Here is a 16,124-nt window from a genome sequence, read left to right on the forward strand (position 1 = left end):
ATATGAACAAAAGTAGGGAAAGAAATGATTCGCATGAAAAGAAAAAACCTACATCTGCGGAGGGAATCACCTAAATAAAAGAGGGAAACAGGAAAAAGAAGGCAGAAAGTTCTAAAAAGGATATAGCAAATGTTAACAGAAAACGACAATTCGCTAAATAACGTTACAAAACGGAGATTTATATCCGAATAATTTGCAGATATAATCCAAATCCGTACATTTGCAATGTGTTTTTCATAGTATTAGATTTAAGGTTAACAAAGATTGGTTGCTCGTGAGAGTAGCCTTTTTTTATATCCGATAATCTGCACTCCCATCCTTTATATATAATTCCGGTTACATACATTGAGAACTATGACTCATAAATCTGATTATTATACCTAATAAAAGGTATTGAACGCAAACCTGAAACTCGCTAATTTTGCAACCATTCATACTAAACATACGAAATGGACGTGCGTAAAACCTGTATCTTATTGCTTTTAATTTCCGGAATGGCTATTGAGCTATATGCCCAACAGCCCCAAAGAGTCAGCGGACAAATATGGAGCATGGCAGCAGACGCAAAAGAAAAAGAGTCCTTACCTTACGCCAGCGTTCTCGTCATCAACGAAAAAGATTCTACGCTTGTTAAAGGCACGACAAGCAACGCAAATGGGAAGTTTGACCTCCGGTATCCTGCGTACAAAGGTAAACGCTATTTATTGAAAGTTTCTTATACAGGAATGCAACCAGTATTCCATAAGTTAACAGAAAATGTTCCTGACATTCATCTGGAAAACATTGTACTGAAAGAGGGTATCGAACTGGATGAAGTAACAGTTACCGCACAAGTACGTGAAATAGAGCAGATAGGCGATACTACCATAATCAATGCGTCTGCTTATAAAACACCGGAAGGTAGTTATCTGGAAGATCTCGTAAAACGTATTCCCGGGTTGGAATACAACAGCAAAGATAAAACTCTGGTCTATAATGGTCTGCCCATTACTGAAATCAACGTTAACGGTGAAGCCTTTTTTTCCGGAAATAACAGTCTGGCATTGGAAAATTTACCGGTAGAACTGATCAATAAAATAAAGGTATACGATAAAAAAAGTGATCTGGAAAAAACGATAGGAGTCAGTAGCGGAAAAGAAAATTATGTCTTAGACCTGCAAACCAAAAAAGAATTCAACAGCACTTTGCTGGCATCGGGTAAAGCCGGACTGGGCAACTATAATAAGAAGGACCTTGAATTATTAGGTAACTACTTTAAAAAAGGCGGCGAGAACCTTTCACTGATCGTCCGTTCGGGTAACCGTAACATGACAACCAGTTACAAGGACAATATACAGGATAACATAGCACTGAACTTTGTGAAAAGATTCGGCAAAAATTTGACCATTAATGGTAATACGACTTATAATCATAACAATAACGGTAATAAATCGGCCGGATATTATGAACAATACCTGAGTACGGGAAATAAATACCAATATTCTGCCGGTGAAAGTACAAACCGAAACCATACCATAAACTCTATGCTTGCCCTGCGTTGGCAAATAAACGAAAAGACCTTTGTGAGCTTCTCCGGCAATCTGAACTCAGGCAGAGGGAACAACACCAATAACAACCGGCAAGCCGCATTCGACGAGAATCCCAATCTCGAAACGTCAGACCCTTTCGGCAATATCGGTAATATCCCCGATGATATGCGACTCAACGATATAACAATGAATTCATTATCTACAGACAAGCGCCTCCAATATACTTTCAATGCCAACATCACGCGCCAAATAAACCGAAAAGGAAGCAGCCTCAGCCTGATGGCACAATATAGTGACAGCAAAGGTAAAAATGAAAGTTTCACTATTTCGTCAACCACCTATTACCGATTGGAAAATAGCTTAGGGAATGACTCGGTTCTCTATCGGAATCAATATCAGCGAAGCCCTAACGGAAACCGGAATCAGAATATCGGACTGATATTCACTCACCCTTTTACAAAAAAAGTTCAAATGCAGCTCTCTTACAATTTGAACTATAGCAAACAGCAGAGCGACCGTAACACTTATAACCTATCCGGTGTGACGGATGAAACAACAGATCCTCCCGGCTATCTGCCTCCGCAGTATGAAACCGGGTATACCGACAGCCTTAGTAACCGAAGCCACAGTCGCACACTCGGACACGAAGTCTCTTTCCATATAAACTACTCCACCCGGGTATGGAATATTGTTACCGGACTATCGATTCAGCCTGAGCAACGCAGTCTGGATCAGAAGACAGGGCTGAAGCAAGCCGATACTACCATGCATTCAGTCGGATTCCGACCGACATTCACCATTCTGTGGAAAAAAGGGAAAAGTCTGATACGCTTGAACTATCGGGGAGATACCCGACAACCTTCCCTACCCGACTTGCTTTCACTGACCGACAATAGCGACCCGCTAAATATCACACGCGGCAATCCTGACCTGAAGCCCTCATATAGCCAATCAGTCCGTTTGGAAGCACAAAACATCCGAAAAGGTATATTCGCTACATTGAACTGGCAAAACGAGGTAAACAGCCAGACCCGTACCATTACCTATAACCGGCAAACGGGAGGGCGAGAGAGTTATCCGGTAAACATAAATGGTAACTGGAACATCCATGGAACACTACGTTACCAGAAACGCATCCGTAGTTTTAATATTTCGGCCGTCGGAGGAGGATCTTTTATCCAAAATGTCGGTCTCATCAATGAAGGGGAAAGTGAACAACCGGACTACAGTACTACCCATAACACCGGACTGAGCGCAAATTTACGACTGGGATACTTCCCTAAATGGGGAAGTATCGACCTGAATGGGAACTGGCGCTTTCAACACTCTTCCAATTCATTGCGGCAGACAGATACGTACACCCGTAACTATTCTCTGGGATTCAATGCCTATGCCGATTTACCCGGCAACATACAATTAAAAACCGACGCGACCTATACTTTTCGTAATGGTACAAATATCCGGAAGGGAGAAGACGACCAGATAGTATGGAATACAGGTATCACCTGGCGCTTCCTGAAAAAAAAGCAGGCCGAATTATCAGTCTATTGGGCAGACATGCTGAATCAAAAGAAAAACTACAGCCGAAGTACGACATCGAGTGGTTTTTCCGAACACCACACCCAACAAATAGGAAGTTATTTTATAATCTCGATGAAATACCGCTTTAACCGTCCTCTACACAAGCAGTAATAGCACGATTCTTTTTAACATAAATATCTTATATAAAAAGTCATCTTATAAAATACAAACTACAACAACCGATAAAATATATTTATATTAAAAAGTTTACTATTAAACTTCAACAGCAGAATACCCATAAATGGGTATTGTACATATTTTAAACCGCATATAACTTTGTAACCGGATTAAAACAAATATTAATTATCAAAAAACCCATCATTAAACAATGAACAAAATTCGAATGTATATTAGCACGTTTATAGCAGTTTCCGGTATATGTTTCACTTCATGTACTAACGATAACAACATTGATTGGAATGGAGTGGAAGTGACAAATACTGAACTAAGAACTGTCTTGCAACAAAAAGGATATACCTTTAATGCAGAAGGCAAACTGGTACAGGATGATAAAGTAAAAAGTACAACTTCGCTTGATCTATCGGGTACCCAAATTGCTAATCTATCGGGACTGGAAGTATTGCCTAACCTTGCTGAAATTAATCTATCGAACAATGAGTATGGCCCCGTTTTCGACTTCTCCGCATTGCCCAAAAACATTACTGCGATTGATTTATCAGGTAATAAAATATATGATTTTAAAGGTTTGGTAGATGTAAAAATGGTAAATGATGAAATGAGCACTACTGTCTTACATCCACTCACTAAATTTTATTTACCGGAAACGGCCAAATACAATATAGAGGATCTGGTTCCATTCCATGCGGCCAGTGCAGCCACCGACATGCAGATGCAAAATGCAAACGGAATCCTGCAAGCCTATACCACCTTGCGTGATATTCCCGATGAATACTTCCGCACTTATCTGAAATCGAAGTTTGCAAGCCTGTTTACAAAAGATGGAAACCAGATTGACATTAGTAAGCCAATGACCCTGACCGAACAAGGCAGCGGCATTAACATAGATGCCTGGTATGCGGATAATGAAAATATACATTCAATTGAAGGATTAGAATATTTTATCAATAATCCTTTCTACAAACCATTCTATGTGCAAGTTGAGTGCATGAATCATTGTTCGGTTGCCTATCTTATGCCTCGTGACAACCTTAAAGCCCTTTTCATTCTGAATGCAGATACCCCTGAGGGCATTGATCTTTCACAATCTGCCAAGTTGGCAAGTTTCGGTTCAAGCAACAACAAATATTTGACAGAACTGGATCTATCAAAAACACTTGTCACCAATCAGGAAGCAACCGACTTTGATAAAACAATCTCTAATGTACTACATGTATTCGATTGTGAGAATTTAAAAGAAATCAAATTTCCGGAACAGAGCAAAGGGCTTGTCTCTCAATTAGAACTGGCCAGCCTGCCTTCATTGAAAAAAATGGATTTAAGCTTTCTCCGCGGTTTTCAGGCTGTCATATTATTGCAACTCGAGAATTGTACCATCACTTATCCCAATTTCCAGTATGTCTATAGTGCAGCGTACGAAACACTAAAGCCACTGGCTGACGCACAGAAAGCCACAATCCTTATTTCAGAAAATGAATTCAAGCAAGAGGCATGTAAAACATTCCTTAGTACTTACAAAAAAAATCTAAATGACTCCGGATACAGAGACTACAGTGATTATGGTGCTTTCCGTTGGACAAAGAAGATTTAACAGCTAACAAGCATATATATATGTGTTATTTTTTATTTTAATTTTAAAACCAATCTTATGTTGAAAAAAGTTTTTATCTGGGGAATAGCTTTATTCGGAATAACAGCTATTTCAAGTAATGTTTCTGCAAGTGCAGCAAGTGACGTATATTCAGTAGCAACTGTTGCCGAAAGTCTGGAAGGTAACTATCAGGGTAACCTGATCCGAGTTTACATGAATGGAGAAAAAAATCCGGTTTATGGAAAGGTTGCCAATGTAACCGATAATGGAGACGGAACAGTCAATATTCATATTGATTCATTCAAAATAGGTTCGATGCCGGGATCGATTACGGTCGACGCGATGGACATCACTGTCCCTGCATCCGGAGGAAACTTCAGCCAGACCTGTGAAAGTGCCGTAAAACTCAAGATCGGTATACTCCCCCTATCCTATGATGCTTTAGTGGAAGGAGAAATTACCGGAAACTACCTGAAGTTTACAGTTACCGTAAATACTCAATATTCAGGTTCACTATTCGAAGCAATTGTTACATTTGAAGGAACAAAGTGAATTTTAGTGGAGCATAAAGTTTTTTATAATATTCTCCACAAAATGAACTAATGTACCATAGGTTGTTTTCTTGTTGTTGTGACAAGAAAACAACCTTTCATTCATATAAAAAAACAATAACCGAATATTCATTATATAAACCATAAAAAACTATTTTTCAAGATGAAAACAATAAAATTATCCTATATCATTCTTTGCAGTATCTGTTTATTTTTGGCATCCTGTTCATCCGACGAAGAAATAACCAAAGGAGGAGCTTCGGAAGAACTCGTAAAGAAAGCAAAAGATTTTCTGACCGGAGAAATCGTATTGAATACCCATGCCACCCTGAATGGTGTCAATAAAACATTACTTGAAAAAGGATGCCCCACCAAATTTAAGTTTGACTGGAATAATACAGATACAAATACTTTCAGTGTGTCTCTTCTTAATTTCACCGTAGGCAAAATGGGGATGATCATCAACTTCAAATGTGACGTACAAACCATGCAACTCAACACATGGGAAAAAGACGAATATCCGGGTGCAGGCTGGATCAAATTCTATGGTGAGGACGGCTCTACTTGGGGGGAAGAAAAAGACGGCACTCCGGCCAATGCTAAAGGAAGTAGTGTAAAAGGCTATTATAATACCGACACTCACCAGATTAATTTTATTGTGGACTACAACATGATGAACGTTCGCTCGGAGTGTTTCCTGCAAACAATAGACAAGACGCGCATCAACAACTATGAAAAGGAGTTCGCACAATTTGAAAAAGACTTGGAAGAGTATAAGAAGAAACATGGGTTATCATAAACTGTGAATCACACACCCTTTTAGAAAAATGAAAAAAAGAGAATTTGTAACGATCACATGTCTGCTTCTGTTTATATGTACCGCCTCTATGGCCCAAACAAAAGTGCAACTCACAATACTGGAAGCAAAGACCGAGCAACCGATAATAGCGGCAAATATAGAATTTGCAGAAAATGATAATCCGGAAAAGACGTTGTATGCCATCACTGACCTGAATGGCAATGCCATCTTGAAGCTCCCTCGTCCCGGTACATACCATTACCACATCACTTCGGTAGGCTACATACCCCTGAAAGGAAAAATAACACAAGCAACCCGAAACCTGACCCTTCACATGACGGAAGATGTAATGGGACTGAACGAAGTAGTGATAACGGGTTCACGCACGGCACGTCCCATCAAACTTTCTCCGGTGACCACGCAGGTGTTGGGAGGAAAAGCACTGGTAGACGCCGGATATGGAAACTTGCAGCAGGCTCTGCAGCAGGAAACACCGGGATTGAACATACAGAAAGTAGGCTTTGGCAATGAAATAAGCATGCAGGGACTGGATGCACGCCATGTGTTATTCCTGATGGATGGAGAACGACTGACCGGAGACATGGCGGGAAACCTGGATTACGAACGTTTCAATCTGCATGCCATAGACCGCATCGAGATTGTGAAAGGTGCCAGTAGTACTCTGTATGGTTCGCGTGCGGCAGGAGCCGTTATCAATCTGATAACTAAAAAGACGAACAAACCTCTTAGTATCGATGCCGGAGTGCGTTACGGGCAAATGAACGAACGTAATTATAAAAATCCATCAAAGAGTGACTTCCTCTACATGTTCGAAAAGAATGCTGACCGGCCAAATCTGCAAAGTTGGGTCTCCGCAGGTTTTAAGCAGGGAGCATTTATCTCGCAAACAGATGTATGGTACAGCGAAAGTGATGCTTTCTATCTTTATCAGGCGGAAAATGACAAGAAGATATATACACAGGAAGCCAATCCCTTCCTACCTCACGATATCATTGTAACCAGCGCTACAGCGCGTCCTCCTATGGGAATCGAAGGAACCGAGCATATTTCAGCTTCACAAAAGGTTTATTACGATCCGAACAAAGATTTATCGGTTTTACTCTATGGCAGCGCATTCTTCATGAATACATACGACCTGATACAAGATCTGACTTTTAGCCAGGCACGTGACTGGACGGGAGGAATCAAAGCCACTTACCATGTGAAGGACTGGTTTTCTGTAACCGGAAGTTTACATAGCGATTTTTATGATCGCTTTAAACGACACGAACGCCGGAATGAACGGCAGAAGGTATATGAAAGCCGAATCTTGCAACCACGACTGACCATCACCAGCAATTACTTTAAAGCCCACCATCTGATCTTTGGAGTGGAACATATTTCGGATGACCTGACAAGCGACCGTTTTGTGAATCGCAAAATGACTACACGGTCACTGAAAGAAACGGAATATTTTCTGCAGGACGAATGGGAAGTGTCTAAACAATGGATGATTTCCGCCGGGTTGCGTACTAACTTTTCCCATGCTTTCGGATTCATGGGAATGCCCAAAATCGCAGCCAAGTTTTCACCCAACGACCAATGGAGTTTCCGTGCCAACTATTCAATGGGTTACCGCTCACCCAGTATCAAAGAGCTTTTCTTCAACTGGGACCATCTGGGCATGTTTCAGATAAAAGGCAACGAATACCTGCAACCGGAGAAAAACAACTACATGTCAGTTGGAGCCGAATACACCAACGACCGGCTATTCTTGTCCGGTACGATTTACGGAAACTACTTTAAAGATAAAATAGAAGGAGTCTGGAGAATCTATGACATGCAATACAATTTTGAATACACTAATCTCAGCAAACAGCGCTTACTGGGCCTGGAGGCACTGGGACGTTGGCGCATGTTTGACTTCCTGACGCTGAATGCCACCTACAGTTTTGTCAATGTGAGCAAACTTAAAGGTGTACAGGTTAACACCACCTCTCCTCACGCAGCTACAGCCAGTTTGGACTATAAGTACAATCGCAAAAACTATCGGTTGGGTGCCATATTCAGCGCATCATTTATGGGTAACAAGAAATTCGATGTGCAGGATCGTGTATGGATTGAGGAAGAGAATACCAGCAAGGATGCCTACTTCCGTTGCGATCTTCCGGCATATGTGCTGTGTAATCTGTCCGTTTCACAAACCTTCTACAATAAAGTAAAAGTGACACTGGGCGTAGACAACCTTTTAAACTATAAGCCCAAAACATTGGGTTCGGGAGTGACCATGTTCAATGTACCCGCCACCCCCGGCGCCCGCGGACACGTACAGATTGAGTTTATGATAGACGACGTAATAAATGCATTAAAGAAAAAGAAATGAGAGAAATGAATGTTTTTAAAGCTTTATGCTTGTCATTCTGCTGCATTATAATAACTTCGTGTGTAAAATATGATGCCGAACCGTTTACCGGTAAAACACTGCCCCGCACATGCGGTTATTCCACCGGTGTTACGAACGATTGGATTTATTTCAACTTACGTACCGGAGAGCGGTTTAATACCCTTTCACCTAATCAGGATATTACTGAAGGAGAACAGAAAGAGCGCACAGATTGGGATCTCGCATTCTGCGGATATCGCCTGCGCACCAACAGTGGTACCAGTGGCATCGGTCAGGGTGCTGCCGCTGACCTGGGATATGGAAGCTATGACAAATGGAAAACTGTTTCGCAACTACCCACTGATTTGAAATGGACGGTAGACAATGATACTGAAGTATACGTCACAATGTCGCAAAATGACTGGAACAAATATCTGATAGAGCATGGGCTGAATTTTAATGAGAATCCGTGGTTCGACCCCAATACCGGTCCGGCTAAAACATTGACCAGCGCCAATCCGATATTGGCTGAAGCCATGAGTTTTGCCGGCCCCCCTCCGGTTTACACGCCCTCTTATCACACCTACGTGATACGTACCGCCGATGGTAAACGATATTTCAAGATACAAATCATCAGTTGGTATAATGCCGATTCAGAGATAGGCGACAGTGGCGGACAAATCAGTTACTATTGTGATGAATTAAATTAAGTATAACCCAAAATGAGACAAACAACAATGAAAAATCAAACCAGATATTGGTGGAAAACAATTGCTTCTTTTCTTTTAGTTCTATTTACCATGCCTTTGGGACATGCCCTAATGATTATGATGGAGCATCTGATCATTCCTAGTGCACTCCATTATACGGCATTTGCCATGGGAGGAGTAGGATTGCTTATGGTTATCATCGGTGTCTTCGCACGAAACGACACGAAACAAACGCTTTGGGGACTGTTCGGTGGCCTGCTTTTTTGGACAGGCTGGGTAGAGTTTTTATTTATGTACTATGCCAACCGATACGGAGTACAGCCCGAAATGCTAAATGGAGAAGTAGTAACACGACCGGAATATCTGATTATGCCGACCTCATTCGGATTCTGGGCTATGTTCATGGTGCTCTATCTATTTAGTGTAAAAACAGGCTGTAACTTTATCAATTGGTGTCAGGCGGCATTGTTCCGAAGTAAGAAAAGTGAAATCGTGGCACGCCCCATGACCCGTCATACATCTATCGTTACCTTCATGGAACTTAACATGATGTTATGGAGTTGCTACCTATTACTAATGTTCTGTTACGACAGTAACTTCCTTGGGGACCATCATCCGGTGACTATGTTGATAGGTATGGGTTGCCTGGTCGGTTCAGTGTTCATGTTTCGCCGACAGTTACGACTTGCCTCTTGGGGAGCAAACATCCGCATGGCAATAGCCACGGTAATCGTATTCTGGACACCGGTGGAAATATTGGGACGAATGGATTTCTTCAGCGAAATATGGGTTGATCCGTTAGGGCATCCAACAGAGATGATCACGATTCTGGCTGTTTTTGTCATATTGGCTATCTATTTATGGTATATAGCCTCTAAGAAAAAACAAAAAGCGGCACCTCAATCCTCTCGGTAATCAACGCATCGCCAATTTATTCATAATCTTCGGGAACTGAACAGCGAAGATGGCTGTGCAACAAATAGCTGCCGTAGCATCCGATATGCCTTCGGCAGCATAAACTCCTACCACGCCCATCAGATGCGGAAGTATCAGAGCCAACGGAACCAACAAAATCACCTTACGGAGCAATGCTATGAAAATGGAAACTTTTGCCTGCCCCAGTGCGACAAACATATTCTGGCATGCCCGCTGCAATCCGAAAATCGTCATTCCTGCCAGAAATACAGGCATCACCCGCACTACGGTTTCTATCAGTTTTTCATCGGACGTAAAGGCTGAAGCAATGACAGGCGGAAACAGGATCATCAGCAGAATCAAAATAAAATTGAACAAGAACATAAAGGTCATCACTATCTTAAAGCATTCTTTAACCCTCTCCCGGTTTCCATGCCCGTAATTATAACTCACAATAGGTACAAATCCCAATGCAAATCCGGAAAGCGGAACGCTGACAAAAAGCATGGCACTCTGCATGATCGTCAATGCGCTCACGTAGATATCACCAAATGTTTTCAGAGACCCATTCAAGACAAAGCCAACCAGACTTTCGGTACTCGCCATAATAAACGGTGAAGCGCCCAATGCCAGTATAGCACCCACTACTTTCCTATCCAATTTCATATATCGGGATTCAAGTCGCAAAGAAGCACGGCCGGATGTCAGAAAAACCAATACCCAAGCAGCACTACAAGCTTGCGAAATGATAGTAGCAAGCGCCGCCCCTTTCACTCCCCATCCAAAAACAAAAATAAACAGAGGATCGAGTAGGATATTGAGTAGCGCTCCGATAACGATCGACAACATAGCGATACCGGGACGGCCCTGAGTATTAATAAAGGTATTCAGTCCTACAGAAACCTCTACAAACAAAGTACCGATCAAGTAGATCGAAAGATAATCCGTAGCATATCCGAGAGTCTGATTGGACGCACCTGTAAACAAAAGTATCGGCTCCATAAAAAGATAAGATAAGGCAGATGTCAGGAGCGTAAAAAGTAATAATAGCACAAAACCGTTCCCCAATATTTTTCCTGCATGTGAGCGATTGCCCTGCCCTAAAGCTATGGCTGCAAGGGGTGCACCTCCCCCCGCCACAATAGCAGAGAAGGCGGAAATCAAAATAATCAGAGAACCTGCCACACCGATACCAGCAAGCGCCTGTGTACCAATTCCGGGAATGTGTCCGATATAGACTCGGTCTACAATATTGTAGAGTAGATTTACTATTTGTGCAATTACTGCAGGAAGTGCCATCCTGAATACAAGCGGCAACATACGGTCAGTACCAAGCCTCTCTTCATATTTATCATTCATAACCCAAAAGCAATAAAAAAGCCCTTTACGTTATCGTAAAAGGCTGATTATTAATTTGTAGTGGGTACGAGAATCGAACTCGTATTACATGCGTGAGAGGCATGTGTCCTAACCGTTAGACGAACCCACCGACTGAAAATTAGATTCAAAAAAGAGCCAAGCAATAAACTCGGCTCTTCCCTTGTCATCTTAAAGTTGAGATTTGGTGCGGAAGCTGGGGGATTCGAACCCCCGGTACGGTTACCCGTACGTCAGTTTAGCAAACTGGTGGTTTCAGCCACTCACCCAAACTTCCTTTTTAACCGCATTTCCTCTCAAATGCGATGCAAAGATAGAGGGAACTTTTGAACTACGCAAATCTTTCTACAACATTTTTTTCACGGATTTTATGCGAAATAAGTTAACCAGCTAAGTTTCAAATGTTAAAGGAGAGAACTTTTTTTTCATACTCTCGCTCTCCAGGGCAGTCATTGGAGTAGAAGGAATCTTTTTACTTTGAAAAATTGATTTATATCAACTGATTTTCGTATTTTTGTCTCCGCAATCTATAATAACTTATCAATATATACATGATGGAAAACCTGAAAGAGACAGTGGATGCTGTTGTAAACTCCAGATATCCGGAGATGAACAAAGAGGGACGGGAACTACTGGCACAGGTCTTGATACGTAAAGAACTGGAAAAGGGTGAAATGTTGTTGAACGAAGGACAAATAAGCCGTCACATGGTTTTCGTCGGAAAAGGAATGTTACGGCAATTCTATTATAAGAACGGGAAAGATGTCACCGAACACTTCTCATACGAAGGATGTATTCTGATGTGCATCGAAAGTTTATTGAAACAAGAACCCACCCACTTGATGGCCGAAGCGTTGGAACCGGCAGTGATATACATGCTTCCCTACGACATCCTGCAAAAGTTACTGGAACAGTCCAAAGAGATCAATGCTTTCTATCGCAGAGTGCTGGAATATTCACTCATTGTATCACAAATAAAAGCTGATTCATGGCGTTTTGAAACGGCACGTGAACGTTATAACCTGCTTTTACATCACCATCCGGAGATTATCAAGCGGGCACCGTTATCACACATCGCTTCCTACTTGCTGATGACCCCGGAAACACTCAGTCGTGTACGTTCGGGAGTACTGTAAAAAATATTTTTTGATTTATATCAAAACGTAATCCAATTACACGCTGTATTTTTGCAGCAGTTAATAAATAGGTTGTTTTTTATAGGAATAAAGATTAGTTTTTAGGTAACAATTAAAAAAACAGGCAGTGTCGGAAATCCGCCACTGCCTGTTTTTTATAAGTATACCTTCCCCATCATTCATAAAGGTCGTGTTTCACCATCTCTTCGAAAAGTCCGGCGAGCTTCTCCACGATCGGTTTCACATAGCGTTCACCTTTTTCAGCAGTAGCTTTTCTGGGATCTCCCACTCCACTATCTGCTGTCGCTTTATCCCAATGGCGGGGCACCCAGGCTACTTTCTCATTCAACGAAGCGATGGCAAACGGCTTCGACTTTCCGTCACCGGCTTCAGCCAGATTCACCAATTCCGGATGATAATGCATCATCACAGCAGTTTCCGACTCTCCGGCATGATCATCAACCTCCGCTTCAAAATACCCTTTGGGAGAAACCACTTCAAACCAGTTTGCGGCAGCAATCAGAAAATCGGGATATTCAAAGGCAAGATCACGAATCATCCCCTTAAAATTGTTTCCTCCGTGTCCACACAGGATGACCAGTTTCCGGAATCCCTGCACATAAAGAGAAGATACGATATCTTCCAGAATAGCCTGTTGAGTAGCATAACGGGTATGAATACAAAACGGCAATTCACGTTGTCCCGGATTATGCGCTCCAAAAGGTACGGGTGGCATCACCATACAACGTACTCCCGAACGTGCAAGTGCCATTTCGGCTGCCTCTACGGCAATATCGTGAGGAAGAATACAATCGGTAAGATACGGTAAATGCAGATTATGGGGTTCCGTAGCTCCCCACGGTAAGATGATAACGTCATATTTCAGCCCTTTCACCTTTCCAAGGCAGGATACTGAAAGATCTACTTCTTTATTCATGGTCTTCTTTTTTTTAATTCAAATGTAACATCACAAAGATATGAATAAAAACATTCCGACGAATACCTGATAAGTAAAAACGAGTTCACCATAAAATAGACAGAGCCCCACAGAGTTTTTCCTATTTCTTCTCGATAAAACTCTGTGAGGCTCTGTGGTGAACCCTGGATTTAATTCATTATCTTTATTCCCACAAAATAAGTCCGCGGCTGAGTCGGTCCGTAAAAGTAACCTGCATCCCGGAACTCTCCTTTATCCAAGTCCTTTTGGAAACTATTGAATATATTTTGTACTCCACCGTTCACCTGCATCTTGATATGATCTTTCAGCACAAAAGTATAGTTCAGTTTCAGATTAAGGTCCACAAACTGCGGGGTGTGCTCCATACGCGACTTCTCGATGTATCCCGCCATATGCGGCACAATCATCTTACCGGTATAAGTACCGGAAAGTGAAAAGTCAAAGCTCTTCAACGGTGCCGACGTGAAAGTGAAATAACCGTAATAATCCGGTGTACGAGGCATCCGTTTCGTTGTCTGTTCCTCTTCCCCTTCACTGGTCCATATCTCTGCCCGGTTGTATCTGCTGCGTTGCACTGTAAATCCCAATTGCAACTGTGCCTCACGCCCGTGAGCTACCTTCGCATCCAGATTGACACCATATACTTTCGCCCCGCTGCCATTCCGGCGCTCCTTTATCTTATCTCCATTCTCGTCCAGACCGATATCCTCGAGCACAAATACATGATGCAGATCAGTATAAAAACCTTCCAGAAGAATATTAGACTGCCAGTGTCCCATTGGGAACGACCAATCCACCGAACCGCTGAAACTGTTGGAGCGCTCTTCACGAAGTCCGTCGGCTAACCGGATCTGTACTCCTTCACCCCCTACAGCCGTTACGTGCAAGTCTTCATCGTATGCTTGTGGTGCCCGGAAGCCGGTAGAGTATGTCAGACGTGCCTGCAAATTATCGCTCGGCTTATATAGAAAATTCACACGCGGGCTAAAGATCGGATGATCGATCAGGTTATGCTTGTCCAGACGTGCTCCCACGAGCATGGTCCAGCGGTTCAAGCGCCATTCGTTCTGTACAAATCCTCCGGCAATACGGACATCCTGCTGCATGTCACGATGATACCCGGTCATCACATCGTGCAGAGAGTTATTCTGATACTCTACACCACCTGTAAATGTAGCAGGGGCAAAAAGACAACGGTCCATATTTCCCACATACATACCTCCCACTACCCAAGTCAGATCGTTTGTTTTACCATACGCGTTCATATCCCGTTGAGCACCGTAATAGCTGTTGCGATCCGTATGCTGGATAGATCCATATACAGACATCTTATGCTTCTCTCCCCAATAACGGTCATAACTTAATCCTCCGCTATTGATAATATGTTTTGTTTGTTCGGTAATATCCGATTCGTGAGGTTGTAAATTGAATTTATTGCCACCCCGGCGAAATTCATTTGTTGTGTGATACTCCACATTGATGCGGCTGAAATAGTTGGGACGATAGTATGCACGCATCCCGAAAGTATTCATATTCAATTTGCCCAGTTCCGAAAAACCATCCCCGTCCGCATCATAAGGATTACGATTTCGGTATGTCTCATACAAAGCGATACCGTACGAATTATCTTTCGCAACCAGAGAAACGTTTCCTCCCATATATTGCTCCCACGACTTACCATTCATATTAGACATCGTGCTTGCCACCTGAAAAGAATTGTTTATCGGATCTTTTGTAATAATATTGATTGTACCTCCCACAGCATTGGCCCCAAACAGAGCCGATCCACCTCCGCGCACCACTTCCACACGTTCGATCATATTTACCGGAATCTGTTCCAGCCCATACACTCCCGACAATGCGCTGATGATAGGACGGCTATTAATCAGAATTTGCGAGTAAGGACCTTCCAATCCATTGATACGTACTTGCGGAAAACCGCAGTTCTGACAATTGTTCTCTACCCGCAGCCCTGATTGAAAATTAAGCGACTTCGCCAGGTCGGTAGAATTCACCGTTTCAAAAAGCTTGGCGCTCATCACGTTCACCACCACCGGCGCCGCCTTCCGGCTCACCTCATTCCGGTTGGCCGAGACAACCACTTCATCTGTCATAAAACTTTCTTCTTCCATCTGGAAATGAACCACCGATGTGGCCTCTGCACTGACCGTGATTGTTTTTTCCTGTGTTTTATACCCCATTACCTGTACACGGAGTGTATATTTCCCGGCAGCCAACTTACGAAATTCAAACTGCCCTTCTTCATTGGATACCGCACCACGGTTGGTCCCCAATATCATTACCGTTGCGAACGGAATGCTTTCTTCAGTGCCTTTCACAATAACGTGTCCGGCAATCATATTACCTTCTTTAATCGGATTGACTGCATACAAACTCATGCTTACACACGCAAGCACAAGCATAACTATATAATTTTTCATTGTTTGTTATTAGCT

11 protein-coding genes and 2 tRNA genes are annotated in these 16,124 nt (G+C 42.5%); 8 read left to right on the forward strand and 5 right to left on the reverse strand.

Annotation, left to right across the window (positions count from 1 at the left end; translation table 11 throughout):
• The first annotated feature begins 449 nt into the window (after positions 1-449).
• The 7 genes from KO473_RS01845 (at position 450) to KO473_RS01875 (ending at position 10,197) form a co-directional block, all read left to right on the forward strand.
• The gene (locus KO473_RS01845) at positions 450-3,221 is read left to right on the forward strand and encodes an outer membrane beta-barrel protein (protein WP_005819634.1); all 2,772 of its coding nucleotides are present in this window, start codon (positions 450-452) and stop codon (positions 3,219-3,221) included.
• 217 nt (positions 3,222-3,438) lie between these two features.
• The gene (locus KO473_RS01850; RefSeq protein ID WP_032537372.1) at positions 3,439-4,839 is read left to right on the forward strand and encodes a leucine-rich repeat domain-containing protein; all 1,401 of its coding nucleotides are present in this window, start codon (positions 3,439-3,441) and stop codon (positions 4,837-4,839) included.
• A gap of 57 nt (positions 4,840-4,896) precedes the next feature.
• Positions 4,897-5,391 carry a calycin-like domain-containing protein gene (locus KO473_RS01855; protein WP_005819632.1) on the forward strand — a complete coding sequence of 165 codons (495 nt, stop codon included), beginning with the start codon at positions 4,897-4,899 and terminating at the stop codon, positions 5,389-5,391.
• 162 nt (positions 5,392-5,553) lie between these two features.
• On the forward strand, positions 5,554-6,189 hold the full coding sequence (locus KO473_RS01860; protein ID WP_005819630.1) for a DUF4903 family protein: 636 nt from the start codon (positions 5,554-5,556) through the stop codon (positions 6,187-6,189).
• 28 nt (positions 6,190-6,217) lie between these two features.
• Entirely contained in the window at positions 6,218-8,572 is a 2,355-nt protein-coding gene (locus KO473_RS01865) for a TonB-dependent receptor (RefSeq protein WP_005819629.1), read from the forward strand.
• Positions 8,569-9,282, forward strand: coding sequence for an HmuY family protein (locus KO473_RS01870; protein WP_032537371.1), 714 nt, complete (start codon positions 8,569-8,571; stop codon positions 9,280-9,282). The genes KO473_RS01865 and KO473_RS01870 overlap by 4 nt, the downstream gene beginning before the upstream one ends.
• A 27-nt stretch (positions 9,283-9,309) precedes the next feature.
• Positions 9,310-10,197 carry a hypothetical protein gene (locus KO473_RS01875; protein WP_122130671.1) on the forward strand — a complete coding sequence of 296 codons (888 nt, stop codon included), beginning with the start codon at positions 9,310-9,312 and terminating at the stop codon, positions 10,195-10,197.
• Here the strand turns inward: KO473_RS01875 and KO473_RS01880 are convergent, their stop codons facing one another.
• From KO473_RS01880 to KO473_RS01890, 3 genes are all read right to left on the reverse strand, one after another.
• Complete coding sequence (locus KO473_RS01880; RefSeq protein ID WP_005819623.1) at positions 10,198-11,556, reverse strand: MATE family efflux transporter; 1,359 nt, start codon at positions 11,554-11,556, stop codon at positions 10,198-10,200. It abuts the gene before it with no gap.
• Between the two features lie 58 nt (positions 11,557-11,614).
• A tRNA-Glu gene (locus KO473_RS01885) sits at positions 11,615-11,686 on the reverse strand.
• A 78-nt stretch (positions 11,687-11,764) separates the two neighbouring features.
• A tRNA-Ser gene (locus KO473_RS01890) sits at positions 11,765-11,851 on the reverse strand.
• A gap of 277 nt (positions 11,852-12,128) precedes the next feature.
• On the opposite strand from KO473_RS01890, the gene KO473_RS01895 reads away from it, so the two are divergent.
• Positions 12,129-12,710 (forward strand): Crp/Fnr family transcriptional regulator, encoded by a 582-nt coding sequence (locus KO473_RS01895; protein ID WP_032530433.1) that lies wholly within the window; start codon positions 12,129-12,131, stop codon positions 12,708-12,710.
• Positions 12,711-12,885: 175 nt separating this feature from the next.
• Here KO473_RS01895 and KO473_RS01900 read toward each other — a convergent pair whose 3' ends face one another.
• Both KO473_RS01900 and KO473_RS01905 read right to left on the reverse strand, forming a co-directional pair.
• Positions 12,886-13,647, reverse strand: coding sequence for a creatininase family protein (locus KO473_RS01900; protein WP_005819622.1), 762 nt, complete (start codon positions 13,645-13,647; stop codon positions 12,886-12,888).
• Between the two features lie 170 nt (positions 13,648-13,817).
• A complete protein-coding gene (locus tag KO473_RS01905; RefSeq protein WP_005819620.1) occupies positions 13,818-16,109 on the reverse strand; it encodes a TonB-dependent receptor in 2,292 nt (763 codons plus the stop codon).
• Between the last annotated feature and the right edge of the window lie 15 nt (positions 16,110-16,124).

Source organism: Bacteroides sp. HF-4919 (assembly GCF_018860125.1).

Bases quoted from the DNA above. Each gene is read 5' to 3' on its own strand.
- KO473_RS01845 (WP_005819634.1), top strand. From the start codon at position 450: ATGGACGTGCGTAAAACCTGTATCTTATTGCTTTTAATTTCCGGAATG.
- KO473_RS01875 (WP_122130671.1), top strand. From the start codon at position 9,310: ATGAAAAATCAAACCAGATATTGGTGGAAAACAATTGCTTCTTTTCTT.
- KO473_RS01850 (WP_032537372.1), top strand. From the start codon at position 3,439: ATGAACAAAATTCGAATGTATATTAGCACGTTTATAGCAGTTTCCGGT.
- KO473_RS01895 (WP_032530433.1), top strand. From the start codon at position 12,129: ATGGAAAACCTGAAAGAGACAGTGGATGCTGTTGTAAACTCCAGATAT.
- KO473_RS01880 (WP_005819623.1), bottom strand. From the start codon at position 11,556: ATGAATGATAAATATGAAGAGAGGCTTGGTACTGACCGTATGTTGCCG.
- KO473_RS01900 (WP_005819622.1), bottom strand. From the start codon at position 13,647: ATGAATAAAGAAGTAGATCTTTCAGTATCCTGCCTTGGAAAGGTGAAA.
- KO473_RS01865 (WP_005819629.1), top strand. From the start codon at position 6,218: ATGAAAAAAAGAGAATTTGTAACGATCACATGTCTGCTTCTGTTTATA.
- KO473_RS01860 (WP_005819630.1), top strand. From the start codon at position 5,554: ATGAAAACAATAAAATTATCCTATATCATTCTTTGCAGTATCTGTTTA.
- KO473_RS01870 (WP_032537371.1), top strand. From the start codon at position 8,569: ATGAGAGAAATGAATGTTTTTAAAGCTTTATGCTTGTCATTCTGCTGC.
- KO473_RS01855 (WP_005819632.1), top strand. From the start codon at position 4,897: ATGTTGAAAAAAGTTTTTATCTGGGGAATAGCTTTATTCGGAATAACA.
- KO473_RS01905 (WP_005819620.1), bottom strand. From the start codon at position 16,109: ATGAAAAATTATATAGTTATGCTTGTGCTTGCGTGTGTAAGCATGAGT.